The sequence below is a fragment of the Janthinobacterium sp. TND4EL3 genome, assembly GCF_900156175.1.
GTDB lineage: Bacteria > Pseudomonadota > Gammaproteobacteria > Burkholderiales > Burkholderiaceae_D > Janthinobacterium.
The window spans coordinates 1-24,542 of the sequence record NZ_FTMV01000031.1 but is presented as its reverse complement, the minus strand read 5'-3'; the positions used below and the strand labels follow the sequence as shown (position 1 = coordinate 24,542).

The 24,542-nt window shown below is 54.8% G+C and carries 20 protein-coding genes and 3 pseudogenes; 13 read left to right on the top strand and 10 right to left on the bottom strand.

Annotated elements, in window-relative coordinates:
- Positions 1 to 2 precede the first annotated feature (2 nt).
- From BXA07_RS27850 to BXA07_RS27815, 8 genes are all read left to right on the top strand, one after another.
- The gene (locus BXA07_RS27850) at positions 3 to 473 is read left to right on the top strand and encodes a DM13 domain-containing protein (RefSeq protein ID WP_348532973.1); all 471 of its coding nucleotides are present in this window, start codon (positions 3 to 5) and stop codon (positions 471 to 473) included.
- 486 nt (positions 474 to 959) lie between these two features.
- Complete coding sequence (locus BXA07_RS27845) at positions 960 to 1,565, top strand: sulfite oxidase-like oxidoreductase (RefSeq protein WP_076572946.1); 606 nt, start codon at positions 960 to 962, stop codon at positions 1,563 to 1,565.
- Entirely contained in the window at positions 1,558 to 2,301 is a 744-nt protein-coding gene (locus BXA07_RS27840) for a ferredoxin reductase (RefSeq protein ID WP_076572944.1), read from the top strand. Before BXA07_RS27845 ends, BXA07_RS27840 begins: the two co-directional genes overlap by 8 nt.
- A 65-nt stretch (positions 2,302 to 2,366) precedes the next feature.
- The gene (locus BXA07_RS27835) at positions 2,367 to 3,632 is read left to right on the top strand and encodes a thiolase family protein (RefSeq protein ID WP_076572941.1); all 1,266 of its coding nucleotides are present in this window, start codon (positions 2,367 to 2,369) and stop codon (positions 3,630 to 3,632) included.
- A gap of 428 nt (positions 3,633 to 4,060) precedes the next feature.
- Entirely contained in the window at positions 4,061 to 4,552 is a 492-nt protein-coding gene (locus BXA07_RS27830) for a peptide-methionine (S)-S-oxide reductase (RefSeq protein ID WP_076572939.1), read from the top strand.
- 278 nt (positions 4,553 to 4,830) lie between these two features.
- Entirely contained in the window at positions 4,831 to 5,808 is a 978-nt protein-coding gene (gene msrP / locus BXA07_RS27825) for a protein-methionine-sulfoxide reductase catalytic subunit MsrP (protein WP_076572937.1), read from the top strand.
- 57 nt (positions 5,809 to 5,865) lie between these two features.
- Positions 5,866 to 6,111: a hypothetical protein gene (locus BXA07_RS27820; protein ID WP_076572935.1), complete on the top strand. Its 246-nt coding sequence runs from the start codon at positions 5,866 to 5,868 to the stop codon at positions 6,109 to 6,111.
- A gap of 357 nt (positions 6,112 to 6,468) precedes the next feature.
- Entirely contained in the window at positions 6,469 to 8,349 is a 1,881-nt protein-coding gene (locus tag BXA07_RS27815; RefSeq protein WP_076572933.1) for a potassium transporter Kup, read from the top strand.
- On the opposite strand, the gene BXA07_RS31715 is transcribed toward BXA07_RS27815, so the two are convergent.
- The 4 genes and pseudogenes from BXA07_RS31715 to bdcA form a co-directional block, all read right to left on the bottom strand.
- Entirely contained in the window at positions 8,346 to 8,621 is a 276-nt protein-coding gene (locus BXA07_RS31715; protein WP_076572931.1) for a helix-turn-helix domain-containing protein, read from the bottom strand. The two genes, BXA07_RS27815 and BXA07_RS31715, sit on opposite strands and share 4 nt — an antisense overlap.
- Positions 8,602 to 9,167 (bottom strand): annotated as a pseudogene (locus tag BXA07_RS27805) (recombinase family protein). The gene BXA07_RS31715 and the pseudogene BXA07_RS27805 overlap by 20 nt, the downstream one beginning before the upstream one ends.
- Before the next feature lie 509 nt (positions 9,168 to 9,676).
- Entirely contained in the window at positions 9,677 to 10,540 is an 864-nt protein-coding gene (locus BXA07_RS27795; RefSeq protein WP_212592379.1) for an NADPH-dependent F420 reductase, read from the bottom strand.
- Positions 10,468 to 11,181 carry an SDR family oxidoreductase gene (bdcA, locus tag BXA07_RS27790; RefSeq protein WP_076572929.1) on the bottom strand — a complete coding sequence of 238 codons (714 nt, stop codon included), beginning with the start codon at positions 11,179 to 11,181 and terminating at the stop codon, positions 10,468 to 10,470. Before bdcA ends, BXA07_RS27795 begins: the two co-directional genes overlap by 73 nt.
- Positions 11,182 to 11,258: 77 nt before the next feature.
- Between bdcA and BXA07_RS27785 the strand changes: the two genes are divergently transcribed.
- On the top strand, positions 11,259 to 11,912 hold the full coding sequence (locus tag BXA07_RS27785) for a TetR/AcrR family transcriptional regulator (protein WP_083708592.1): 654 nt from the start codon (positions 11,259 to 11,261) through the stop codon (positions 11,910 to 11,912).
- A 798-nt stretch (positions 11,913 to 12,710) separates the two neighbouring features.
- On the opposite strand, the gene BXA07_RS27780 is transcribed toward BXA07_RS27785, so the two are convergent.
- A complete protein-coding gene (locus BXA07_RS27780; RefSeq protein WP_170909757.1) occupies positions 12,711 to 13,619 on the bottom strand; it encodes a GNAT family N-acetyltransferase in 909 nt (302 codons plus the stop codon).
- Between the two features lie 1,507 nt (positions 13,620 to 15,126).
- Between BXA07_RS27780 and BXA07_RS27775 the strand changes: the two genes are divergently transcribed.
- The 3 genes from BXA07_RS27775 to BXA07_RS27765 all read left to right on the top strand — a co-directional run bounded on the left by BXA07_RS27775 (position 15,127) and on the right by BXA07_RS27765 (position 17,411).
- On the top strand, positions 15,127 to 15,417 hold the full coding sequence (locus BXA07_RS27775) for a DUF1330 domain-containing protein (RefSeq protein ID WP_076572927.1): 291 nt from the start codon (positions 15,127 to 15,129) through the stop codon (positions 15,415 to 15,417).
- A 2-nt stretch (positions 15,418 to 15,419) separates the two neighbouring features.
- Positions 15,420 to 16,598 (top strand): L-dopachrome tautomerase-related protein, encoded by a 1,179-nt coding sequence (locus BXA07_RS27770; protein WP_139335816.1) that lies wholly within the window; start codon positions 15,420 to 15,422, stop codon positions 16,596 to 16,598.
- A 174-nt stretch (positions 16,599 to 16,772) separates the two neighbouring features.
- Positions 16,773 to 17,411 carry an acyl carrier protein phosphodiesterase gene (locus BXA07_RS27765; protein WP_076572925.1) on the top strand — a complete coding sequence of 213 codons (639 nt, stop codon included), beginning with the start codon at positions 16,773 to 16,775 and terminating at the stop codon, positions 17,409 to 17,411.
- 372 nt (positions 17,412 to 17,783) lie between these two features.
- On the opposite strand, the gene BXA07_RS27760 is transcribed toward BXA07_RS27765, so the two are convergent.
- Positions 17,784 to 18,200, bottom strand: a complete 417-nt coding sequence (locus BXA07_RS27760; protein WP_076572955.1) for a GFA family protein — start codon at positions 18,198 to 18,200, stop codon at positions 17,784 to 17,786.
- A gap of 49 nt (positions 18,201 to 18,249) precedes the next feature.
- On the opposite strand from BXA07_RS27760, the pseudogene BXA07_RS27755 reads away from it, so the two are divergent.
- Positions 18,250 to 18,685 (top strand): annotated as a pseudogene (locus BXA07_RS27755) (glutathione binding-like protein).
- 152 nt (positions 18,686 to 18,837) lie between these two features.
- Here BXA07_RS27755 and BXA07_RS27750 read toward each other — a convergent pair.
- The 4 genes and pseudogenes from BXA07_RS27750 to BXA07_RS31485 form a co-directional block, all read right to left on the bottom strand.
- Positions 18,838 to 19,287, bottom strand: coding sequence for a MarR family winged helix-turn-helix transcriptional regulator (locus tag BXA07_RS27750; protein WP_076572923.1), 450 nt, complete (start codon positions 19,285 to 19,287; stop codon positions 18,838 to 18,840).
- Between the two features lie 87 nt (positions 19,288 to 19,374).
- Entirely contained in the window at positions 19,375 to 23,184 is a 3,810-nt protein-coding gene (locus tag BXA07_RS27745) for a hypothetical protein (protein WP_076572921.1), read from the bottom strand.
- A gap of 161 nt (positions 23,185 to 23,345) precedes the next feature.
- A complete protein-coding gene (locus tag BXA07_RS27740) occupies positions 23,346 to 24,185 on the bottom strand; it encodes a hypothetical protein (protein WP_076572919.1) in 840 nt (279 codons plus the stop codon).
- A 177-nt stretch (positions 24,186 to 24,362) separates the two neighbouring features.
- Positions 24,363 to 24,542: pseudogene (locus tag BXA07_RS31485) on the bottom strand (hypothetical protein); the annotation flags it as partial.

The following is a 24,542-nucleotide window of genomic DNA, read 5'->3' as shown; positions in this document are numbered from 1 at the left end:
TGATGACTACCCATCTCGCAATGCTCGCTATTGGATTTGTTGGCGGGGTCTACACGCTGCCGATCCTTACAGCTCCCCCAGCACCGGACTCAGCAATACTTAAGGAGATCGCGGATAAAGCGGTCTTTAAGGGACGTCTGGTGCGGAATCTTAGAGGCAGTGATTTGCTACATTGGGGTGAAGGGGTAATCGAAGTATCGCGGAATCGGATTGCCCATGTGGGACGCCTTTCCCCTGGTCCTGATTACAAGATTTACCTTGCGCCGCGTTTCGTAGACACGAAAGAAGCTTTTCTCCTCGCCAAGAAGGAGTCGATTCGCATAGGGGATGTAAAAACGTTCAACGGCTTCATCGTACAGGTGCCTGAAGGAGTAGACGTTTACGACTACACCACGGTTGTCATTTGGTGCGAAACATTCGACCAATTTATAAGTGCGGCAGAGTATCAAACCTCGCGTCAAACCCAAAAGTAAATAGCGGATGGATACTGGAAAAGCGACGTGTAGACATTACCTTGCCCGCCCACCGGGAAACGTGTCGATGTCTAGCGACCAGCTCATCGCTGGTCAACGGTCTGCTAAGTTCGCACTCGTCCTTGAGAGCCGAATGGAGATTCAGGTGGTCAGCAAATAGAGCTGAACTTATCTGCTTGGCGCACATATTTATGATAATCTAATCGTACGATTGTTCTTCCGAAACATGCTCAACTCTGCCGAAGTCTGGGGCGCCATCCCGCATGTGAATATGGCAGATTCAACCGAGTCTCGCAGTGCGATTTTGTGGGTGTCGGGATCGGTAGTCAAGTGAAAGCACCGGCGAGCTTTCTCTGGAGCGCTAAAGACTTCCTGCAGGCGCGGCAGCGGTGGGCAGGTCACTTTCCGGCGTACAACGTACAGATTGGTTCCACTAGGTTCTGATTCTAAACCGATCCATTTTGCTTTGACGATAAGGGAGTTGCTATGGCTACCAGAGGTTTCACCCGCCGCCGTCCCGGTGGCGAACAGTCCGATCGGATACCGCCAGGTCAGCATCTGGTGGAGAGTTTCCCGGTTCTGACCGCGGGTCCAACGCCACGCGTTGACACATCTGTCTGGGAATTTGCTGTCAAGGTCGGTTCGAAGACCGTCAAAGTGTGGAACTGGCGTGAGTTCAACGCCCTACCGAAGACCACGATGACCAGCGACATACATTGCGTCACATCCTGGACAAAGCTCGATACAGTGTGGGAGGGAGTACTTGTCGAAGACATTCTTGCAGATGCGGGGCTCGATCGGCCTACGGATTTCGTATCGGCGCACTGCTACGATAAATATTCGACGAACGTCCCACTTGCCGATCTGCTTTCGAGGAAAGCAATGGTCGCGATTAACTTTGCCGGCAAGCCGCTTGCTCGCGATCACGGAGGACCGGCACGCCTTCTAGTCCCCCATCTGTATTTTTGGAAATCTGCAAAGTGGGTAAATTCCTTGCAATTTACAACCAGCGACGAGCCGGGCTTCTGGGAGCGACACGGCTACCATATCTACGGCGATCCTTGGCGTGAGCAACGGCACTCGAATGACTGAGAACGGTGCCCGAATCCAGTGGCAGTTGTGCGTGATCGATGCAATCGTCCAGCAAACCCCGAGTATTAAGAGCTTTTTTCTTCGGTTGAGCGAACCTTTCGCGCATATTGCAGGTCAGCACGTGGATGTCCGACTGACGGCGCCTGATGGCTACAGTGCGATGCGCAGCTACTCGATCGCGTCAGCGTCGGTAGCGTCTGCGACCATCGAGCTCGCTATCGAGCGCCTTCCAGATGGCGAAGTATCGGCATACTTTCACGACGTCGCGTCGATCGGCGACGAAATCGAGATTCGTGGTCCCCTCGGCGGACATTTCCTTTGGCCTGAACCTGCAGTAGACGCAGCGTTATTGATTGCGGCAGGCTCAGGCCTCGTGCCGTTGATGGCAATGATCCGGCAGCGCCGTGTATTGGCCCAAGCGGTGCCTACGGCGCTTATCCTGTCCGCACGGACCGCTGAGGACGTTCTCTTCTCAGAAGAGCTTCATTCCATCGAATCGAACGATCCGGCATTCGTCCTGGCGTTAGCGATTACGCGAGAGAGACCGGCCCGAAAATCGGATTTTGCGCGACGAATCGATAGCGCCATTATCCGAGAAGTTTTAATCCGGCTTCACCGAGCGCCCACGCAAGTGTTCGTTTGCGGGTCTAACGGTTTTGTCAACATCGTCACCGATGGCGCGTTGCTAGCTGGCCTGGACCCGACCATTATCAAGACCGAGCGCTACGGTGGCTAGCACTAAAACCAATTCACGTTGCACCATCATAGACGTGACCCCAATGACTTCTTCTGGAGATCAACATGAGCCGATTTTCCCAACCTGTCTTTATAGCCGCCGGCCTTCGAACCCCTTTCGGTCGCGGTGGCGGGGCCTTGGCCGCCTATGACGCCGTGTCGTTATCTGTGCCTGTCGTGAAAGCTATGGCAGCGCAAGCGGCGCCAGACCTCCTCATATGGGGGACGGTCATGCCAAATTTAGGCTGGAGCAACATTGCACGCGAAATCTGGCTTGACGCCGCGCTCAACCCGAATGTGCCGGCATTTTCCCTCGTGCTCGCATGCTCTACTAGTATGACAGCCACGTTCGCAGCTGCGGGCATGCTGGGCGGAGGAACTGACCTCACTATGGTCGGTGGTTCTGAAGTCATGAGCCGCCCTTCAATCGCTCTGACGGCTGATGCATCCAAAAGACTCGTAGGTCTCTTCGCCCAGGATCCGACCGCGGCCCTGACCGCCCTGAAGTCTTTGACTCCAGGCGATTACGTGCTTCCCACAAAAGGTTATGCCAACCGAATCACCGGCAGAACGATGGGTGACCATATGGAGGAGACTGCCAAGGCTTGGCAAGTCTCACGCGAGGCGCAGGATGATTGGGCACTTAAGAGTCACCAGCGGTCAGTCACCGGTTGGGAAGGCGGTTTCTTTGACAATCTAGTGATACCCCTGCCGGAGCTAGCGCGGGATGCGAACCCGCGCGCCGACACTTCGGCCGAAAGACTTGCCTCACTCAAACCCGCCTTCGATCGCAAAAGTGGCCAGGGATCTCTGACGGCCGGCAACAGCTCACCAATTACCGACGGAGCTGCAGGGTGCTGGGTCGCCACCAAGGCCGGTGTGGGAAGACTGCCGGCGGAAACACCATATGCGCAGCTCGTTGACTACGAGGTGTCAGCCGTCGATCTCCACACGGAAGGCCTGCTAATGGCGCCTGCCTACGGCATTCCGCGCCTGCTCGCGCGGAACAAACTCAACTTCTCGGACGTCGCACTATGGGAAATTCATGAAGCCTTTGCAGCGCAGGTTCTGGCGAACGTCGCGGCAATCACTAATCCTAGCTGGGTGCGCGATAAAGCCGGTGTTCAGGCGGCTATGGGTGACTTCGATTGGAACCGCGTTAATCCGAATGGGGGTTCGGTGGCCATTGGCCATCCGTTCGGGGCAACAGGCGCGCGCGATCTCAGCCAAGCGGTGAAAGAATTATGGGCCCTACCGCCTGGATCCAAGGCAATCGTCAGTATCTGTGCCGACGGTGGTCAAGGCACGGTGGCACTCCTCCAACGCCCTTGATTGGAAGATAGCGACATGAAGGCAATCGCTTTCCATGAATCAGGTGCTCGAGAGGATTACCCTTTCGAAGGTGCGCCGGTGCCAGTGCATACAGGCGAGATTCAAGTCAGCGATTTGTCGTGTGACATCAGCAAAACCAATTGGTATCCGTGTGCGGGTTCCAAGGCGCCCCCGTCGGAGGGGGGATCCTCCGCAGCCTTGACGTTTATTCCCGGTCAGGGCCTACACGATAAGCTTCACGCAGGAGCAGATTACCTGGACGGCATAGCGCCAGGAGAGATAGGCTTAGGCATGATTCCATTTGAGGGATTCAGTAACGCCACATATCAAGTGGGTCAACCACGTCGCATGGCGAAGCAAACCTACCTCTCTGGCGTCGAATTTGGCACACACAAGTCGGCAACTACGCCAACGCATGGGAGGTCGAAATGGTGAAGGCCGGTTTTGGAGGCGGATGCCATTGGTGCACGGAGGGAGTGTTCCAGGCGTTGCGCGGCGTCGCCCAGGTTGAGCAGGGCTTCGTAAAATCAGACGCGCCAGCGGATACCTGGTCCGAAGGAGTGATCGTTACGTTCGATCCATCTTTAATTAGCCTAGCGACGCTTTCGGAGGTGCATCTCAGAACGCACTCTGCCACGAGGTTTCGATCGCCTCGCAGCAAGTACCGCAGCGCGATCTATATCTTCGAAGATAGCCAACGAAACGAGGCCGAACTGGCCATCACCAGTTTCGCCGATGAGTCTGGTAAAACAGTGCACACCCTCGTGCTTCCGTTTGCCAGTTTTGAGGCATCGGAAGCGCGTTACCAAAACTACTATCGGACCGACCCGAGCAGACCGTTTTGTCGGCGCTACATCGATCCCAAGCTCGAATACATCCGCACGCACTTCTCGACGCTAGCGCTCCCTGAAGCAACCTAACCCAACCACACAAGCAATTCATAAATGATGACGGCGCCAGGGACCAACGTGTCTCTGCGCTAAGTCCCAACCTGTTTGTAGTTATTTCCGACTCGAACTCTGCATACAGGTCCGTTGTTGAAGGCGCCGCAGAGCAGAAGAAGGTGACGGCATCGTTCAACCACTTCTGCCGTCAGCAATGAAGGCGACCAGGAAAGACGACAAAAGGGACTAGTGTCGAGGGCTCATCAATCGATCGCGTTTAATCTTGTGAAGCTACACTAATACCAAGGAACCCCATGCTGATTCACCGTCGCCCCAATGGCCTTGATTTACCCTACTCATCTGAAATCACCCCGCAGGCAGTCTACGAAAAGCGGCGTGAATTCATCAAGAAGATAGCGATGAATGCTACCGTCGGTGGCGCTCTGTGGGAGTTGGCCAATCGCGAAGCGTTCGCACAAACGCCTGCCATCAAATTGGCCGCCAAGCGCAACCCCGCATACTCTGCGCTCGAGAAGCAAACCTCGTTCAAGGACGCCTCCACCTACAACAATTACTACGAATTTGGCACTGATAAATCCGAGCCGGCCAACAACGCGCGTACGCTGAAAACCCGGCCGTGGACGGTGACGATTGAAGGCGAGGTCAAGAAGCCCATGACGATCGACATCGACGCCCTGGCCAAGCTTGCGCCGCTCGAGGAACGCGTTTACCGCCTGCGCTGCGTGGAAGGTTGGTCGATGGTGATACCCTGGGTCGGCTACTCATTGTCTAACTTGATCAAAAAGGTGGAGCCCAGCGGCAATGCGAAATTCATCGAGTTCGTCACCCTAGCCGATCCCAAGCAGATGCCCGGCGTGACAAGCCGCGTGCTTAAGTGGCCATACGTGGAAGGACTGCGCTTAGACGAGGCGATGCACCCGCTGACCCTTCTAACTGTCGGCATGTATGGCCAGGTCCTGCCGAACCAAAACGGTGCGCCCGTTCGAGTTGTGATCCCTTGGAAATATGGGTTTAAATCTGCTAAATCGATCGTCAAGATCCGCCTTCTAAAAGACATGCCAAAAACGGCGTGGAATATCTCAGCTCCGTCCGAATACGGGTTCTATTCAAACGTCAATCCAGAGGTGGATCACCCGCGCTGGTCGCAGGCAAGCGAGCGTCGGATCGGCGAAGACGGCTTCTTCCAGAAAAAGCGAAAGACGCTAATGTTCAACGGGTATAGCGATGTAGCGTCGCTGTACACGGGAATGGATCTGAGAAAGAATTTTTGATCGTGGCACGGCTCCCAGTTGCTTCATCATTATCGGGCATACCGAAAGGACTTCTCCATGGACGAGCCGTACGCACCAATCAATTGCTCTGATCACGACCGATTACTGGCATGCGCCACGCTGCGCCAGAACGTCCAACTGGTACTCATGCTACCGGATGGGGAAACCCAGGTGATCAGTGGCGTTATTGAAGACGTTTACTCCAGCAAAGGATGTGAATACTTGCGTTTGCGCGACGGCCCCACGATACGCCTAGATGCGATTCGCGCGCTAGACGGGAATCTGTTGGTTGGGCAGTCGTAAAGTAGCCAGCTAGACTCAGCAAGGAAGATTACTAGCGATTTCAGGACATCCCCCCGCCCTGAAGGCGAAAATTGCGGCAGTCCAGACACGCAGCGCTGTCGAGCGCGTCGACGTATAGAAATCATCGATTGTTCAGCGCTTCCCTAGCCCCCTTGGCCCCAAACAGTCTGGCATCGGTGCCAGATTTGGGTGAAGTGCGTCAGCCTATCAAGGGAGCGCCCCCTTCCACTCGCCATTGTTAGTCACGCGGGAGACTACCTGCTCGCGCCGAACTCAAAGCTTAGCAAAAGATGTTTCGAAAAAATATATGCCTCAATCATGTTGTTGGTATATATTTAGCCATCTACCTAGGCGAACATGACATCATCAACAGTAAATAAGAGCGGGGTCGGTGCGTTGACCTTGGGTGCTATCGGCGTAGTTTATGGTGATATTGGAACCAGCCCTTTGTACACCATGAAGGAGGTGTTCGCGCCAGCGCATGGTATCGCTGTGTCACCAGAGAACGTGATTGGAGTCGTGTCACTAATCTTGTGGTGTCTAATCGTAGTCATTTCCTTGAAATATGTGACGCTGGTGTTGGAAGCTGATAATCGTGGCCAAGGAGGGATCATGGCCTTGACGGCGCTGGCGTTGAAGTCGTTCACGAAAGGTTCGCGTTTTTACTACCCCGTCATGCTCATAGGTATGATCGGCGCAGGTCTCTTCTTCGGCGATGGCGTGATTACACCTGCGATTACAGTGTTGTCATCAATCGAGGGCATCGAAGTAGCGACGCCTGCCTTCAAGCCCTATGTAGTACCGGTTACGCTCACTGTTCTGGGTCTGCTGTACTGGGTTCAGCGTCATGGAACCGCTGGGATTGGCAGATGGTTTGGACCTATCGTATTGGTCTGGTTTGCGAGCCTTGCCGGCATGGGAATTGCGAACATTCTCGCAAACACCGAAATCTTGGCCGCCTTAAATCCGTTGTATGCCTTCACCTTCCTGCGGGCCAATGGTTGGTTCGCCTTTATCGCGCTCGGTGCGGTCGTCCTTGCGTTGACTGGGGCGGAAGCTTTGTACGCTGATATGGGACACTTCGGCCGCAAACCGATACGCCTGGCTTGGTTCTTGGCGGTATTTCCGGCACTCGCACTAAACTATCTCGGTCAAGGGGCAACGCTATTATCGAACCCCGCTGCTGCAGTCAATCCCTTCTTCCACCAGCTGGGCGCGTGGAGCATTTATCCGCTGGTAGCACTGTCAACACTAGCGGCCGTCATTGCGTCGCAAGCTACAATTTCCGGTGCATTCTCGGTCACGCAGCAAGCCATCGCTCTTGGATTCTTGCCGCGAATGAAGATTCTTTACACTTCAAGCCACGAGAAGGGCCAGATATACATCCCGCTCGTAAACTGGCTCCAGTTTGGAGCCGTCGTATTTGCTGTTGTTGTCTTCGGCTCATCTACTAATCTAGCGTCTGCGTACGGGATCGCAGCGACCGCGACAATGCTAATGACGACGTTGTTGACATTCTTCGTCGTACGGTACGGATGGAACTACCCTTGGTTAGTGGCGGTAGGTGCTACTTCTCTTTTTCTTGCAATAGATGTAGCACTCTTCGCTTCAACCAGCCTCAAAATTGTCAGTGGCGGCTGGTTCACACTGTTCATCAGCGTGATCATGGTGACGATCATGCTAACTTGGCGTAAAGGCCGTGAGCTAGTCTTCGACAATTTGAAGAGTCACCTCATCCCACTCCCTGAATTCCTTAAAAGTTTGCTCGACACATCGCTGCGCCGGGTCTCTGGGACAGCTGTCTTTTTCAGGACTGAGGGTGACGGTGTGCCTCATGCAATGCTACGCAACTTGCTTCACAATAAAATCCTTCATGAACGTATCGTATTTTTAACTGTCATCTCTACCGACATTCCAACCGTCCCACGCGCCGAACGAATACGGGTTGAACTGCTCGGAAATAACTGCTACCAAGTCAATCTCACGTATGGGTTTGTCGACTTCACAGACGTTCCTGCTGATCTGGTGATGTGTTCCGAGCACGGACTACATATCGACCCTGTGGAGACCTCATATTTTCTCGCACGCGAAAATATCATCGCGACACCTGGAGCAGGAATGGCGCTGTGGCGGGAAAGTCTCTATGCATCGATGGTCAAGAACGCATGCGTTGCAGCCGACCACTTCAGGCTGCCTTCTGATCGTGTAATCGAGCTCGGCACGCAGGTGGAGATCTAACCGATTACGTTAGCGGCACCCGCCAGATTTGCAGCTTCCAGTTCTGTTTCGGCAATCAGACGCGGCTTACCGTGGTCGCCGCGGTGCGCCGCCCGTGGCTTGAGGAAGTCGTGCAACGCGCGATAAACGGTGCTTGGCGACACGCCATACAGCGCGGCGCTAGCAAGAACCTGCGCCGCCCGTTCCGGACTCTTGTGCGGCAAGCGATCCAGCCGCTGCCGCAACTGCAGCAACGAGTCGGAAGGGATCTGCTTACGGCGCCCTGTTGGCATCGCTATTCGCCTTGGACAGGTAGTTATATACATTGATTTGGATATCCCCATCATCTTGCAGATGTCCTTGATGGTGTGCTTGTCCTCGTGGTGCAGGCGCAGGGCCAATGCCAGCTTGACGGGATCGAGCCGTTTCGGCCGGCCACCCATCCGACCACGCACCCGGGCGGCGGCCAAGCCCGCCTGAGTGCGTTCGCGGATCAGGCTGCGCTCGAATTCGGCGAGGGCGACAAACAGGTGGAACACCAGGCGTCCCCCACTAGACGTGGTGTCGATGTTTTCCTGCAGGCTGCGCAGTCCCACTTTGGCTGTTTCGAATCGTTCGATCAAGTTCTTGAGCGAACTGCCCAGCCGGTCCAGGCGCCAGATGACGACGGTGTCGCCCGATCGCAGCATGGCCATCAAGCTGGCTAACCCGATGCGTTCGGCCTTGGCACCACTCGCCATGTCCTCAAACGTCCGCTCGCAGCCTGCCGCTTTCAACGCGTCCAGTTGCAGGTCCAGGTTCTGGTCATCGGTCGATACCCGTGTATAGCCGATCAGCATGGCGCCAGGTCCAAGAAATCACGAAATTCGACTATAGCTGGACTTTGAATAGTGGAATGGGATGCTGGAACTCTCAACAAGGGCTGGGCATGACATTGCGTAAACAATCGGTCGATGTCCAGCAAACCTCCGTTTTCTTGAGTCCCTAGTAAGTGTAACGGCTCGCGTTTCAAACTGACCGTGCTCGCAATCGGCGTTGATTTCGGCAGGCCACCGCCAGAATGCGCGCGCGGATCTCGGCAGCCTTTGTATCGAACTGCTCGGTCATGTGCTTGCGCCGGTAGCCTTGACGCGTCAGCATGGGCGCCAAGGTCGTCGAGCTGCAGCGACAGCACTGTCTCCACCAATTCTGCCTTACCGGCTTTTCGCCCGTCTGGTAGCCCGCTTTCAAGGGCCAGCGTCAAGTGCAGCTGGACCTGTAGCGGCGTGCGTAGCTTCGAAACAATTTAGAGTAGGTAGCACGCCAGATCGAACAAGCTGACGTTGCCTTTGAGCTTCTAAAAATATTGTTATATCGAGCGAATTTGCCGTGCTTTTGTTAGATTTGCCGTTAAATCAGACTTCGTCTGGTGCTCGTGAGCGAGCCAAGCAGGTTGGCCTGGGCCACTTCGCCACGATTCACTGAGGGGGCTGTTATTGACGGTGTCAAAGCCGAACTTGTCATACAGCCTTGTGACAAGTTCCACAGCGGCTGGATAGTCACTCGATACCGATAACGCGTGCCGGCCTGGTGTACCAGGAGGCTTCGCCGACAGAAATAGTCGAGGAGCCTGAATATGCGTGAACGCTTTTGCCACCATTGAGGTCGGTAATTGCTCCTGGCGAAGTTCATGAACCGTTTTAATGCCGGAATCGATGATCGGAAAATTGCCATCACGCCAGGCCATGTAGTTGTTCGTATCAATCACGACCTTCCCTGCCAATTGTTTCACTGGCATATCATTTGCCAATTTTAAGGGCACGGCAATCACAACGAAATCACCTGCTTCCGCCGCTTCGGCGGACGTGGCGGCACGTGCCGACGGTCCTAGTTCAGCGACGAGGTTGGCCAAAGTTTCCGGACCGCGGGAGTTCGCGATTACCACCGCATAACCGTTAGCGATCGCAGCGCGCGCGATCTGGCTACCGACCTCGCCGGCACCGATAATGCCTATTGTCGTCATGATAAGTTTCTCCAGCGTGACGCTTTTGTCACTAACATTTTTCTTGCAAACATACCCTATCACTCCCTTTTGCAGCCATCTGCGTAAAAATGCCGACACTCGCGCCCCCGCGAGCGCAAGTGTGGCGGTGACGATAATCAGGCGCCGAACGCGCCGTCGATTGTATGCATTGCCCCGGTGACGAATCCAGCCTCCGGTCCAGCCAGCCAAGCGACCATTCCCGCAACCTCTTCTGGCCGCCCGTAACGCTTGATGGCCATGAAGCTTTGCATGAGGTCTTTCATCGGTCCGTCTGCAGGATTCGCATCGGTATCGATTGGGCCAGGCTGCACGACATTGATCGTGATGCCACGCGGACCGAGATCGCGTGCAAGCCCTCGCGCCAACCCCTGCAAGGCAGATTTACTGAGTGCATAGGACGCCATGCCTGCGACCGGCATCCTGTCGCCATTGACCGACCCGATCACGATGATCCGTCCGCCTTCTGGCATTTGCCGCGCCGCTTCTACTGCGGCGTGATACGGTGCATGCACGTTGATCCGCAATAGCCGGTCAATGGCGTCTGGGTCCTGATCGAGCGCATCGCCGAGGATGCCGATTCCGGCATTCACTACGAGAATATCCAGCGGTCCGCTCGCGCGCACTGCTGCGATGACCGCGTCCCGGTCGGCACTATCCGTCTCGACCGCTTTGCTACCCGTTTCAGCCGCTAGTTCTTGTGCGGCTCGAGCGGACTGGCCATAGGTGAAATTAACAGCCGCGCCCTCTGCCGCAAAGCGGCGAACGATTGCAGCACCGATGCCCCGGCTACCACCGAGAACCAATACGGACTTCCCTTGAAATAAAGACAAGAAACACTCCTTCGTTATTAATGTAAGATTCGCTACATAATAACCCGTTTATAATTCCCGTCAAGGATTATGTAATTGTGACTACAGATATATTCAAGCCGCGAGGGCGTCCGCGCACCTTCGATGTCGATCAGGCGGTCGGCATTGCCCAGCGTCTTTTTCACACCTGCGGTTACGACGCTGTCGGCATTGCAGCTATCACACATGCCCTCGGCATTAATCCGCCTAGTTTTTACGCCGCATTTGGCAGCAAAGCCGGCCTGTATGCGCGTATACTCGAGCGTTATGGCGGCACTGGCGCGATTCCGCTGGAGACCCTACTGCTGCCGGATCGCCCTGTCGCGGCATGCCTCAAGGCTGTGCTCGATGAGGCTGCGCGCCGGTACGGCGCGGATCCGGAAGCCGCCGGCTGCCTCGTGCTCGAAGGTATCCACACCAAGGACGCGCAGGCGCTTTGTGCGGCCCGCCGCGCTCACGCTGTGGCTGAGGATGCGATACACAGCTATATCGCTGCGCGCTATCCAGACGAAGCAGAATATCTGACCGATTTCGTCAGCGCGACAATGACAGGCCTATCCGCGCAGTCTCGCAACGGTCACAACGTGGAGCGCCTGCTTGCCACTGCTCGTCTTGCTGGCTTGGCGCTTGAACAAGCGCTGCCAGATCGACGCCAAAGCCGCCGAGATTCGTGCGATGTTCAGCACCCAGCTCGAACCGAAACGGGCGGCTGAGATTCGCGCGCGAATCGTGGTGGCGGGCTTGCCCATATAAGCCGTCATTTGCAGCTAGCGTGAGCCAGCGTACATGGAGTGCGAGTCGGCGCCGTCGATTGCAAGCCCACTTGCAGATAGCTTGCGCACAGGCCGGCCATCATTTGCAGTTAATTCGAGCCGGAATCGCAGTCGAATGCGAGAACGGTCGGTTTGAAATGCGAGCCGTTACACTTAGTTGTAGCGACCTACAATCGAAAAAGGTCCGACCTGCATTCAGTGACCTTTCCGACCAGAGAAAACTGCGTCCAGCGCGTACATCAAATCCGGGTTTTCTGGACTGGCATGGATGCAGGCAATCTCTGGCCGAGATGCCCGGTGCTTTAATTCCATAAAAATCTTGTTCCCTTCGGCGAGTTCGTGGAATTGTATTCAGTCGCAGAGAATTCTGGCCGGTGCTGGTGCAATGCGGGTTGGCTCCATCAAATGCAGGTTCATTCGCTGCTAATGCTGGTTTGAGGGGACAATCAGTCGCAGTTATTCCTGGTCGAAAAGGCCCCTGAACGCAGGTCGAGCCGTTTTCCATTTCCAGGTCGTTACAATTAGCCAACCGTCCGACGCCATTTGGATCGCATGGCGGCTCTTTGTTGGGGCATATACGATTTTGTTCCGCCCCAGTCATCGTTTCTTCTCCATTGGTGGACGCGGCCAGGCCGGGTAAGCGTGATGGAACGTCCTACACTGACCTCGGCGTTGTGCCGGAAGCAAGCGGAGACCCCTGGAAGCCCTGCCAGGAAACCAGGCAGGGCCGCGAAACGCCTAAAAATCAGGTAATTGGACGTCAGGGGAAATGGTTGCAAGCGCGTAGTCGCCGACCTCCTTGAAACCAAGGCCGCGATAGGAGGCCTGGGCGGCCGCGTTGCCGCGGTCGGTCGAGAGTGTCGCCGCGACCACGCCAGAATCGCTGGCAATCGCTAGCGCTCCGGCCACGATGGCGCGCGAATAGCCCAGGCCACGCAATTCCGGCGGCGTCCACACGTTGCCGATCTGGACCATATTTGGCAAGCGGGCGTTGAACGAGCAGCAGGAGACCGGCTCTTGCGATTCCAGCATGAACAAACTTCCCGCGGGGAGCAGCGCGGCGATTTCGGCGCGGCTCGTCTTCAGCAGGTGTTCGCCCGGCAGATCGCCCAGTACTGCCTGGCGGAATGCTGCGCGCCACGCGACCAACTGCTCAAAATCGGCGTCGACGGCGACGCGACAAGTGATCGTTTTCTCAGCTAGGGCAGCCGGCATAACCATGTCCGCGAGCTTGAGCGCAAACAGGTCTTCGCGCCCGTCCTTGAGCAGTGGCACTGCATCCAGGCCGACCTCATGACGTGCCGCCTGAACTTGTGCCAGCGGGCCAAAGAAACCGGCCAGACGGCGTCCGCTTGTTTTCAACACAGCCCTGGCCACCTTGCCCGCTGCCACCGGCACTTGCAGCAGGATCATGCCTGTCGCGGCCTGCGCCGCGGCGGCGATAATGCGGCCATCGCGGCGCGCGACGGCGAAGTCCGGCCGGTTACCGCTGCGACGCAGTTCGGATCGCAGGTACATGGAGCTGTATGCATGCTCGGCCAGAAAGGTGTCGAGTTCGGCCTCGCTTCCGCTGCTTAAAAGACTGATGGATGTCGGTGTAGTCGAGCCTGGCCGGGCGGCGTGCGAAAGAGTTGGATTGTCTGTCATGCGTTTGTCCAAATTATCTGTGGGCGCGGTCGCGGAATATTTCATCGTGTCGACTGCAACCGCCATCATAGCGGGAAAGAGAAAGGGATTTGCAAGAGTCCGCAGACGCCAAACGGGAGAGGTCGCTCACCTGCTTTACCTTCTGAGAGCATGAATGCTAGGAGAACGCTATCGCCAATGGTGCCGACTAGCCAATGGCATAGTTTTCTAAACGTGAGCAACGAGGCAAGCCCAAAAGTCATTACCACCCCACCTTTAGCGATTGCTGAAATGCTGATCCGTCGTAATTTGTCTGACGTCTATCGCGCCCTTCATCGACCGCTCAATCACCAGTCGGTTCTGGTTTTCGAACGGCAGCGATGTGCTCGAAACCGGCAAGTCCGTCACATGGCATTGGTCCTTGTATGGCGCATCCGCGGAGGTTGTGGTCAGGGCACTTGAGCCGGATCGACGCATCCTGATTCTCTGGCCGACACCCGTCGAATGGGTCTTCACTTCCAAGGGCGTCGACAAATCGGCATCCGAAGCACTAGCGCCGCTATTAGTTCCCGGACTGCTCGATCACCCGAAACCCTGGCTAGAAAATATGATCAGAACAAAGTTCAGTATCGGCTGGAGCGCCGGTACCGTCGTTTCCCGAGAAAAGCATGCGAGACAACGAGAAAACGTTAAAAGACTGCATGACTCAAGCATACAATTAATATATAGTAATCTCAATCTTACCGAATTCCTATCTTCAAAGGCTTGCTCTTCTTGCCTTGGCTTGTACTACCTGTGTGGGCAGTGACACCGTTCCGGTAACGCGTTCAGTGGGGTGCGGCCCTACGAACTGGGAGCGGTCGCCAGCGCCTTCTGACGTCTACTTTACTCAATCGCGAGCCACGTCATGAACAATGCGGATCTCAAGGCTACGTCCGACCCAACAAACGCTACAAATTCTGGCGATGAAGCCGAGATGGTTGGCGTGAATCTGATTAGGTTAATAGAGCGCCCACGGAACGTCTGCGCCGTGCTGAGATCATTTTCCGCTGCGGATAAGGTCTTGGTAGCCTGGTCACTGGAGTTTGGAGGAATATTCGATTGTGATTTCGAAATCACGTATGGCGACGGGTACAAGGTAAGCGGGAACTATCGTTTCTCGCCGAAGGGTTCGGCAAAACCCGCACTTACTAGGCACATTCGGGCAGTTGCGCTGGGAGCCTGCAGAGGCGAAACATGTTTGCTTACTCGCGGACTGAAAGGATACGACTTTGACTTCCTTGACCGTTACGAGACCAATGATTGGCCAATGCCGGAAAGCGTTCGTACAGCAATGTCTCAAGCAACATCTCACGAAGTCATAGGCGGCAAAGCCGACTCAGTGTAGATCTCGGCCCAACGTTGAAAGGAGAGACACACGAATATTCTTTGAGCATTTCTGCCGAACCCAGCAGCGGACGCATCGCGCAAAACCGTTCCAAGTGAGTCAGCCGATCCATGACCTTTTCCACATTATCCGAGACTAACCATGAGCGCTTACATTGTATTTCAACGAGTAAAAACGATTGATCAGGATTCCCTCGATCGGTACACAGCTAACGTTTCCGCTAGCTTTCAGGACCGGGACGTCCAATTTCTTGCCGCCTATGGTGAGCAGGAGACCCTTGAGGGACCAGCGACGGAAGGCACTGTGATTTTACAGTTCCCGGACATGGCCTCCGCCCGAGAATGGTACAAGAGCGATGCTTACCAGAATGCGGCTAAATATCGGTTCGCGGGGTCTGAATATAATGCCACTCTAGTGAAAGGTCGGAGCTAAACATGACTACATTGGCGGAGCAACGAACTCAGGTAGGTCTCCATGCAACCACAAAATCACTTCGAGAAATCATGCTAGATTTCAACTTTTTTATCCCCAGCTTGAAGGCTCGGTCGACACTGCAAGCCGTATTAGCAATTACAACTACGATAACCAGCATGAGCACGGTTGCAGCGCAGCCTGCTGCAGGACAACTTGAGATTGTCGCCGAGCTCAAGTTCCGGCCGGCCAACGTCGCTGCAACCGACGATGGAAAGGTATTTGCGACCGTGCATCCATTAGATAAGCCAAGCGGCGCCCAACTGATCACAATTACAGGGAAGCACACATATCGCCCTTGGCCCAACGCCAAGTATCAGAATAATGGAAAGCACTTTCCGGACGACCGGCTTGACTCACCGCTCGGAATCTACCGCGACAAAAATGCAAGAATTTGGGTAGCGGATATGGGCTTCAATATTGGAAAAACGCGGATCTGGGCTTTCGACAGCAAAACGGGAAAGCTGTTCAAACGAATAGACCTGGCTGCGAGCGTGGCTCCAAAGGGAAGCTTCGTGCAAGATTTGGTTGTCGATGATGTGAACGGCTGGATATTCCTCGCAGACCTCGCCAATCCAGGTCTAATCGCCGTCAACATCGGCAACGGTAAAGCGAGACGCTTTGGGAATCATCCTTCGCTGAACGCTGAGGCCAACGTAAAGATGGTTATCGCGGGAAAACCAATCAACTTTAATGGCAAGCCTGCGGAAGTCGCCATCGATCCGATCACAATTTCGGACGACAAGGAAACCATTTTTTATGGAGCGACAAATGGGCGCAGCTGGTACTCCGTACCAGCGAAACTATTTCGTAATGGTGCAACCGACCAGGAGATTGCGAACGCAATCGTACGAGTGGGGGACAAACCGATTTCTGATGGAGCGACTACCGATGCTGATGGCAATCACTACATAACAAACGTAACTGAAAGCGGTATCGACATCCTGACTAAGGATGGGAAGCTTACTCCATTCATTCGTGATGCGCGCCTCGACTGGCCTGATGGCATTCAGTTCGGCTCAAAGGATCTGCTATACATCTCGGTGAATCAACTACATAAGACCCCTGCCTTCACTGGAGGCGCTGACGAAGGCACTCCTCCTTATTATATTATGCGTGTCCAGACAAAAGTCATACCGTAGTCCATTTGTTTCGCAACGCAAGTGGCCAATTCGCCACAATCGAGATGGCGCGTCCTTTTAACCGAGGTGCGTGTCGTGGATGGCCACCAGTGCCATAGTTTTAAGCAGACCACGCGCCGGGCTGGTGCGATTTGCCCGTAAGTCTACGTTTTACCGCAGAAGCCGCCTCCCATCATGAACTATCTCGCTCACATCTATCTTGCCAGGTACAGCGACAATGCCATGCTTGGGGCGTTGATGGGGGACTTCGTCAAACCGCATATGGGACTACGGTTTCCGGCTGAAACGGAAGCGGAGATCATCACACACAGGAAAGTCGACTGCTTCACAGACAATCATCCGATCGTCCGCGAGGCTAAGGAACTTTTCACCACCCCAAGCAGGCGCTACGCCGGAATCCTTCTTGATGTGTTCTACGATCACTTACTGGCGATAAAATGGGAGCGTTTCTCGGACAAACCGTTGGACGACTTCATTGCGCATTTTTATGAGCTACTTGGTCGTCACGCGCGCGCCTACGCCCTGCCGCCCAATTTGGCGCGGGCTGTCCCCTACATGGTAGAGCAGGACTGGCTTGGGTCGTACCGTGACTTTGTTGGCGTCAAAGTTGCTATTGACCGTATCTCGACAAGGCTATCGCGTAAGCCCGAACTGTTGCGCGATGGGGTGGCAGATCTGGAAAAGCACTACGTCGAATTGTCGCGCGGTTTTGACGCCTTTTTTCCAGAACTGATTAACTTCGTCGCAGGCCACCGTCAGGGCGCTATCGTTGCAATTACAAAGCCTGTTGTTCTGCCGAAGAGCGTGCGCTAACTGTTGGGTGCGAGCGAGACCTGGTCGTGTAGGCGATATGCTCATGTTTCTGAAATAGAGCCGACGAAAGGTACTGCGGTGCCGGGCTGCGGCCACCAGATTTTGCTAATAGCTGCGACGATTTTTGACTGAATAGCTGCGACGTACGGATATCGAAATAGCTGCGACCCACTCCGTCCCTGACCTGACAACCGTCGTTACACCACCAGCAGGGACCGGGACCGGTTACTTCCGACTTGAACGAGTAAGCTTCGCCAAGCGCGAATCGGTGCGCCGGGATACAGAAGAGTCGCCGCTTCGACTGGCTCGCGATTATTGGCTATTTGCCTGTTTCCGCTGCTCGTGCAGCCAGACCGGGTTGAGTGGCCCGTCTTACAGCAAACGCGTGTCGGTCGGCACATGCTTGAGATCGTCATGGCGGCCATCCTGGTATTTAACCGTTCTGGCCAGTACGTCGGCGTCTTGCTCGAAACCGTCCAGTGTGACGATCGACACTGCGTAGAACGTGCCGTCGCTCCCCTTCGCGAAGGTACGGACGCCACATGTCTTGCAGAAGCGGTAGCGAAGGTGGGACTCTGTTTTACCCGCAGGTATCCACGTGTAATCGGACATATTGTCCTCACCTTGTCGCATTTTAAAATCATCCGGCTGCACGATCGCGAACCAGAAGCGCGACTTGGTGCAAATCGTGCAGTTGCAGCGTGACGTGCCTTTTTCGAATTCGATGGCGGCCTCAAAGGTGACGGCGCCGCAATCCCGTCGCGGCCGACCTGACCAGCTTTGTGACACCAGTCGACAGTTTCGGCGCACAGGAAAGCCTTACCCAACGCGCGTTAGGATCGCCATCGCAGAAAAGAATCTACAGGACAAAGTCCGATTCGAGACGGTCGATCTCCCTAAAGGCGAACACAAGCAACAGATTTCATCGAGCAAAAGAATTACTCGGGAACGCTGCCCGTTCTCGAGTTGGCAGACCGCACACTCATCACTCATCGCCGGGGGCCTACGGTGGAGCTTTACCAGAATTCGGAATGGGGATTTCGTCAGCGCGACAAGGCACTCCGCAGCACGCATTATTTTGACAAGTTACTCCACCAGCAGGCCTTCATTGCGGGCGAAAAGTTCTCGATGGCGGACATTACCGTCATCGGTGGGCTGGTGTTTGCGTCGATCGTCAAGCTAGCGTGCCTCCAGAATGTGAAGCATTGCTCGCTTGGTTCGAGCGGATGAAGACGCGACAGAGCGTGAAAAGCCAACCGGCATTTTCTGGTTGAGAACGCATGTGAAGATGCGAACAGATGAATAGGACCATCGTCCGTGTATTTGCGTACATCCGCTCCCGGCCGAAAGTCGCCTGTCGAGATGCCTGAGCGTCGATGCGGAGGACCGACACTGGCAAACAGCGCACTGGCGCTGATAGTGGTAACTACCTAGCCCGGGTCAACCCAATCAGGGTGTTGCGCACCGCGACCACAGCGCTCTGGACGGCCTTCGACTCGATCGGCGACAGCTTCGAATTTTCTATCAGAAGGATGTCCAGGCCTCTTTCGCGCAGTTGATGGCCGGCGTAGGTCAGGCTGACGATTACCTGACGCTCGTCGGTGGTTGAGCGCTCGCGCGTAAGATACCCTAGCGCCTCCAGCTTCTTGAGAATTGGCGTTAGCGTGTTTGACTCAAGGAACAATTTCTCACCCAGACTGCTGACTGTTTGGGCGCCCTCTTCCCATAGAACGATGACCGCGATGTACTGCGTATACGTCAAACCTAGTTTCTCAAGAATAGGGCGGTAAGCACGGCCGAACGCCAGGTTAGTTGAATAGATGGCGAAAGACAGCAGGTCGGCCAGTTTTGGGGCAGCCGAATTTGATGATTTCATGATTCCTCTTTCTTCATCGCCCCGGGCAAGTGTCGAGCAACTCTTTCATTTTCGGGCGTTAGAGTCGCAGCGCTAGCTCCAGCAGCCTTAAATCGCACTAGGGAAGGCACCAGTGAGCCAGGCGTCCAGTTCATCAACCCGGACGAACTGGGTCGGAACTGCGTAGGGAGGGTGTACCATCCACCAATGGATCTCGCGGCTCACGTATAGCTCAATGTTAATTGGAGCGTGATCGGAACTCGGGGCGGGCCAGCCCATAATCTCGAGCATACGTACGCGATGACGATCGACAAAGTTACGCCGCCCAACAATTTTTACCAGCTGGCCTTTTTTGTCCTCGGGACTACTTCCAAATATACGGTCGCGCAGGCGACGCGTGTCCTTCACGCTAAAGGCAGGCTGGTTATATTTGCATTCGATGAAGACTAAGGTATTCGTGTCGGGCCAATAGGCCAGCGCATCGAAATCACCTACATCAGCGAAACCCTCTCCCTTGAATCTCCTAAAAAAATCTACGCCGGCGCCCACATACGGTGTGTGACGCTCGCAGATCTCGACGGTCCTGCGCTCCAGTTCCGACTCGATGCTTTCTTTAACTTTTCGAACTTCCTCCACGACCGATGGCCATTTAAAATCTCCAGGCAGATATCCGTGCAGAACAGTCGAAAGCCAAATTTGCATTGAGCGGCTTGCTTGCTCAGCGCCCCAACAGAGCTGCTCCCCCGCAGGCACGAGAGGACGTATGGCGTACCGATGGACGCGCTTGTTGTGCTCCCAAAACGGAACGTCACCTTCTGGCATCTCCTTCCCGTCAAGCTGCCGTATTTGCGACGGGGACAGCGTCAAGAACTTCACTATCGCGTGGGCCTCGTCAATCGAGAGGTCTTGAATACACTGTTCGAGCGCTTTAGCGATCTCTTTTTCACTCGCGGAGTATGAGAAGCTAAGCTCTTCTGTGAACCCGAGGGTCACCCACTGCGAGAGCACTATTAGGGCGTCTAACAAATTGCGGAGGTCAAAGCCTACATCCCTGATGAAGGCTTCACGGATCGCTGAACTCTCAAGCAAATCTCGGCTTGCCCCCTCTACGGCGTCATCTGGAGCAATATCGACCCCAAGAGTTGAGTTCGCAATTTTGCGAACATATTCTGATTCTTGTCGCGACCAGTCCTGGGAATAGAACACCTCCGGAATAGAGCTGTCGTCGATCTCGACGCCGCCGACATCTACTTCGTTGTGCAGGACATCACTCGCTCCAGCAAGAACCATGTACCAGTCTATGAGCCCGACTAGCTCTTTAAGGACGGCAGGTGACGTGGGCTCGACTCCGGCTTGTAGATGCGAGCTGAGTACTTTCTCCAACAAATATCGGTAGTGCCGCGCCAAAGGAAGAAGCTCCTTTTTCGCAGCTGTCATCGCGTCAATCCTGTTGTAGTCCACCTCGTGTTTCAAGCTCTGTATCGCTCGAACGACTTTCCCGCGGTCCTTTGCCAGCAGTTCATCATTCTGCTCAATACACGCTCGAATCAGCTCCGCAGCATCGAGCTTTGCAATGCGAGTGTCTAAGTGCTCGCGCAGCGCATTGCGGCCCGCGTCCAATCTAGTCTTCGCTTCAGCAAGCTCATAGCGGCCAGGCGTAAAACCTAGCTGTTGGAGCTTAATTGCAAGAGTGCGTCTCGCAAGCTTGTACTCTGTGCTGCTGGGGACAATGGGATCCTGAAAATCAGGCACATCTATTGTCCGCCTTACGACTTGCAAGTGAAACCGCGCAGGTCCTTGGCCACCTGCTCGAATTTGCGCGATAACATCCGCAGACACCGAAGTCCCATTCAGCTCGCTGCACGCTGTGAGTGTTTGAACAAGGGCCTCAACTTCGAACGAAGCGTCTTTGGCGTCGTCCAAACTGTGCTGTACTGCCACCGGACTTACGAAAATTCGCACATCAGCACGCCCAGAAACCTCGGGCTCGCCAAGCGATATCGCCGTGACCATTAGTGGTGCGGATCCTGCGATCTCTGGCTCCACATCGTCATCAACGGTTTCCGTCGGGTTGGAGCGGCACTCAAGCACTAGATGAGTCCGCTCAAAGAGACTGGCGTTAGCCAAGATTTTTCGGTTGGAGTGCAATCGGTCGGCCAGGGCCTGCGCAAACAAGTCGATCATACGAATTGTCGTTAGCGAAACCGACCCTCCCGCAAACTTCACGACAAACTGTACGGTGCATAGCCCAACCTGCACTGAGTAAGCGATAACAGACCGTGCCTTCGAGCGAAGCTCGATTACCCCGCTCACATTCGTGAAAGTCCTCCATGCTGAGCTACCGTCCGGAAAGCGCGCCGGTGCGTTCGACCAAAACCCGCACAGCTCGCTATACCTCCAGCTGCTATTCCAATGCGGGTCGAGGGAGATGAAGGTTGGGCTCACTGCGCCATCAATCAGCACCTCATTCATATCTCTGAACGAAGCGAACATGTCAGCCTGAGCTTGCGAAAACGGACTAAGAGACCGTCGGCCCTCGTCGACAAATCTCCAAAAACGCTCAAGTTCTTCCAGGTCTTCTAAGGAGTCAAATATCGTTATAAAGTCCGCTAACGGTATCAGCCTTGCAGGGGCTTCCGGTGTTGGAATGCTGTTAAACCCAGTTCCGCCTTGCGCCAGCACTATGATGATTTTCACGTCGCTAGGTCGAGGGGGCGCACCCGCGCTATTTTGCAGTCCAATCGTGGGACCTTGCGCCGGGACTATGCCCCAGATCTGACCGCTATCAATGACACGCCGCACATCTCTCGCGAACTTAGCGGTGGCGCCGATCGCGTCGATTTTGCAGAAAACAATGATGTAGATTCCCGACGCTGCGGGCATCACAACACTCACCTCCGTCGGGAATATGTGCGAAGGGGTGCGTAGTCGAAGGGGCCCGGCATGCGTCCTCGGAAAGCGTTCCGAAACAAAGCTCGCGAGTCGAGCATGGCCACCTACAAACGAACTGGTTGTCGTCGCGGTTGTCGATGCCCAGTGATCTATAACTGCGGCGGGTCCATTACGGATTGATGTTGGTATAAATCGTCCCTTGACACGAAGCCCAAGAAACGGCCATACGCATCCGCCCATGCACATATCCCCAAACTCGCTCTCGGTTTTGAGTGCGCTCAAAGTGCCAAGTGCACCGACCAAACCTGCTGACGTCACAGTAAGTGGTCGCTCAACTGCGTCAAAAGTGGATAACAGATTCGCTTTGCACACTTCCCAAAAATCTTCCGTCGGTACAAACAGGCGGCCAGGCAAAATTTCGGGAACGGTTTCCTCAGCAGGTGCCGGTATCATGGTCAGCACATGCGCCTGGATCGCAAGCGCTAGGTCCATATCAGCGAGCGCAGCTTTCGCACCGCCGTAGGTAATGCGGAATGCTTCAACAAAGTCGGGAGTTCTTTCAATCGAACTGCCATAGAACATTGGGACGAAATCTTCCCCAAGCCGCACGCGTGCCATGCCCCAGTCTGGCTCCGGAATGAAATCTTCAAGCATCGGGAATGGCGGTAAGACTTCGTAGAGCCTACGCATGAATTCTGCGAATTCCGCATAACAAGTAATTTTTTCGTTCGCAAACTGATCTTCCGCCATGCTTGCAAAAACTCGCATGGCGAAGGCGTGCTTTACAGGGCTCGCGACGTTGGGAAGGAATAGATCAGACACACCCAACGAAATCATAACGTCCATCGGGTCGTACGATTGAAACACGTTAGCGACCGCTACAACCCGAGCCTGAAACTCGACATCCCGTGCGGCTTGACGCACCGCAGCCTCCGCTTTCCAAGAAGGGGGCTCGGGTTCGTACAGCCCCTGAACGCTGGCACGTATTGCTCGGATCTCTCTCTTTGCGCGCGATTTCTTTCCCATGGGTCCCCTTGTGGTTTTATTTTTACTGGTGTGAACTTAAATACGAACGCAGAAATGGCTACCACGAGCCGGACATTTGAAAGATCCGCATGTTGCTGCTCAATTTAAGAATTGGGCAGCACGTAACCGAAGCCAACATTATCTTTAGCGGGAAGACCATGTTACTTGGCCAGTAAGCTGTTCATCACCGGCGCGACGATGCCGACAGCAGCAATGTCGTACCGCGCATCAGCCGCAAAGGCAGGATCCATTCCAGGACATAGAACAATACTGTCCAAAACGTCTGCCCACTTGAACGGCACCCTCGCCAAGGTTTCATCCGCCACAACATGAGACTCAATCCACCCACCGACTTCGGGCATATGAGAGTAAAGAAGACGGACCTCTTGCTCCATCATGAATTGCTCTCGAAGGACCGTGAGCGACGCTATGAGCGCTTGCCCCAGTGAATCGAGGTGCTCCTCATAGTTCGATGTACGACGCCAATGTTCAATGTCCGCAACCGAGCGGTATCGAACTGCCCCGATGTGATGGTGGAACATATATCCGCTGTCTTCCTCATGCATCAAGCCTTCCAGCAATCGGCGTGGCGTAGTCGTTATACGGACGTACTCTAACGATCTTGCAAACGTCTGCCAGGCTTGTTCACTTTCCGGACCTTCCGTCCAGCAGAGTGCGTAGGATTCACCGACTAGCTTTGTAAGATCGATAGATCCGCCAGTCACCGAATCGGCATATCGCATTGTGTAGAGCGGGTTTTCAAGAGGATCTTTCCATATGCTCGCTAGTGCTCGCACATGGGTAAGTAATCCCTTCCTTACATCGTCAAGAAGGTATTCCAGCCGGCAGATTCGGCTGACTGGGGTGTCGAGCTCCACATCGAAGGCGTTCGCACGCATGTACAGCGGTTGCAAGACGTCAAACGGCGCACCGTCAAGCCCGGCTGACACAGCTCCGCTGTCCGCGATACGAATTTCTTCGATCACCTTTTCATTGCGCATTCGTGCTGTCCTCAATGGTCACTAAAAAATTAAACTCCTCGATTCCCGAATCGAGGTAGGCGGAGGATCTGCGAAGTAAACAAAAGACGGCCACTTCTCGACTCATAAATTCTGACTCCGCTTGTTACAAACAAAGACGGAGCCCTCAGGCTCCAGTCACTTCGCTTCCGAGGGGTGCTAAGACACTTCGGAAATGAATTGTTCGCGTGGGCGACGCACTTTTTTCAGGTTAGCAAGCCAGTCGCCTGCCTCGTCACGGTAGCCTAGGAGTCTGCGCGGCAGACAGTTTTTGGAACGTGATGGCGCCGGGCTTCTTGAACGGAGCAGTCGCTGATTTACTTTCGCGCGCGAAAGTGA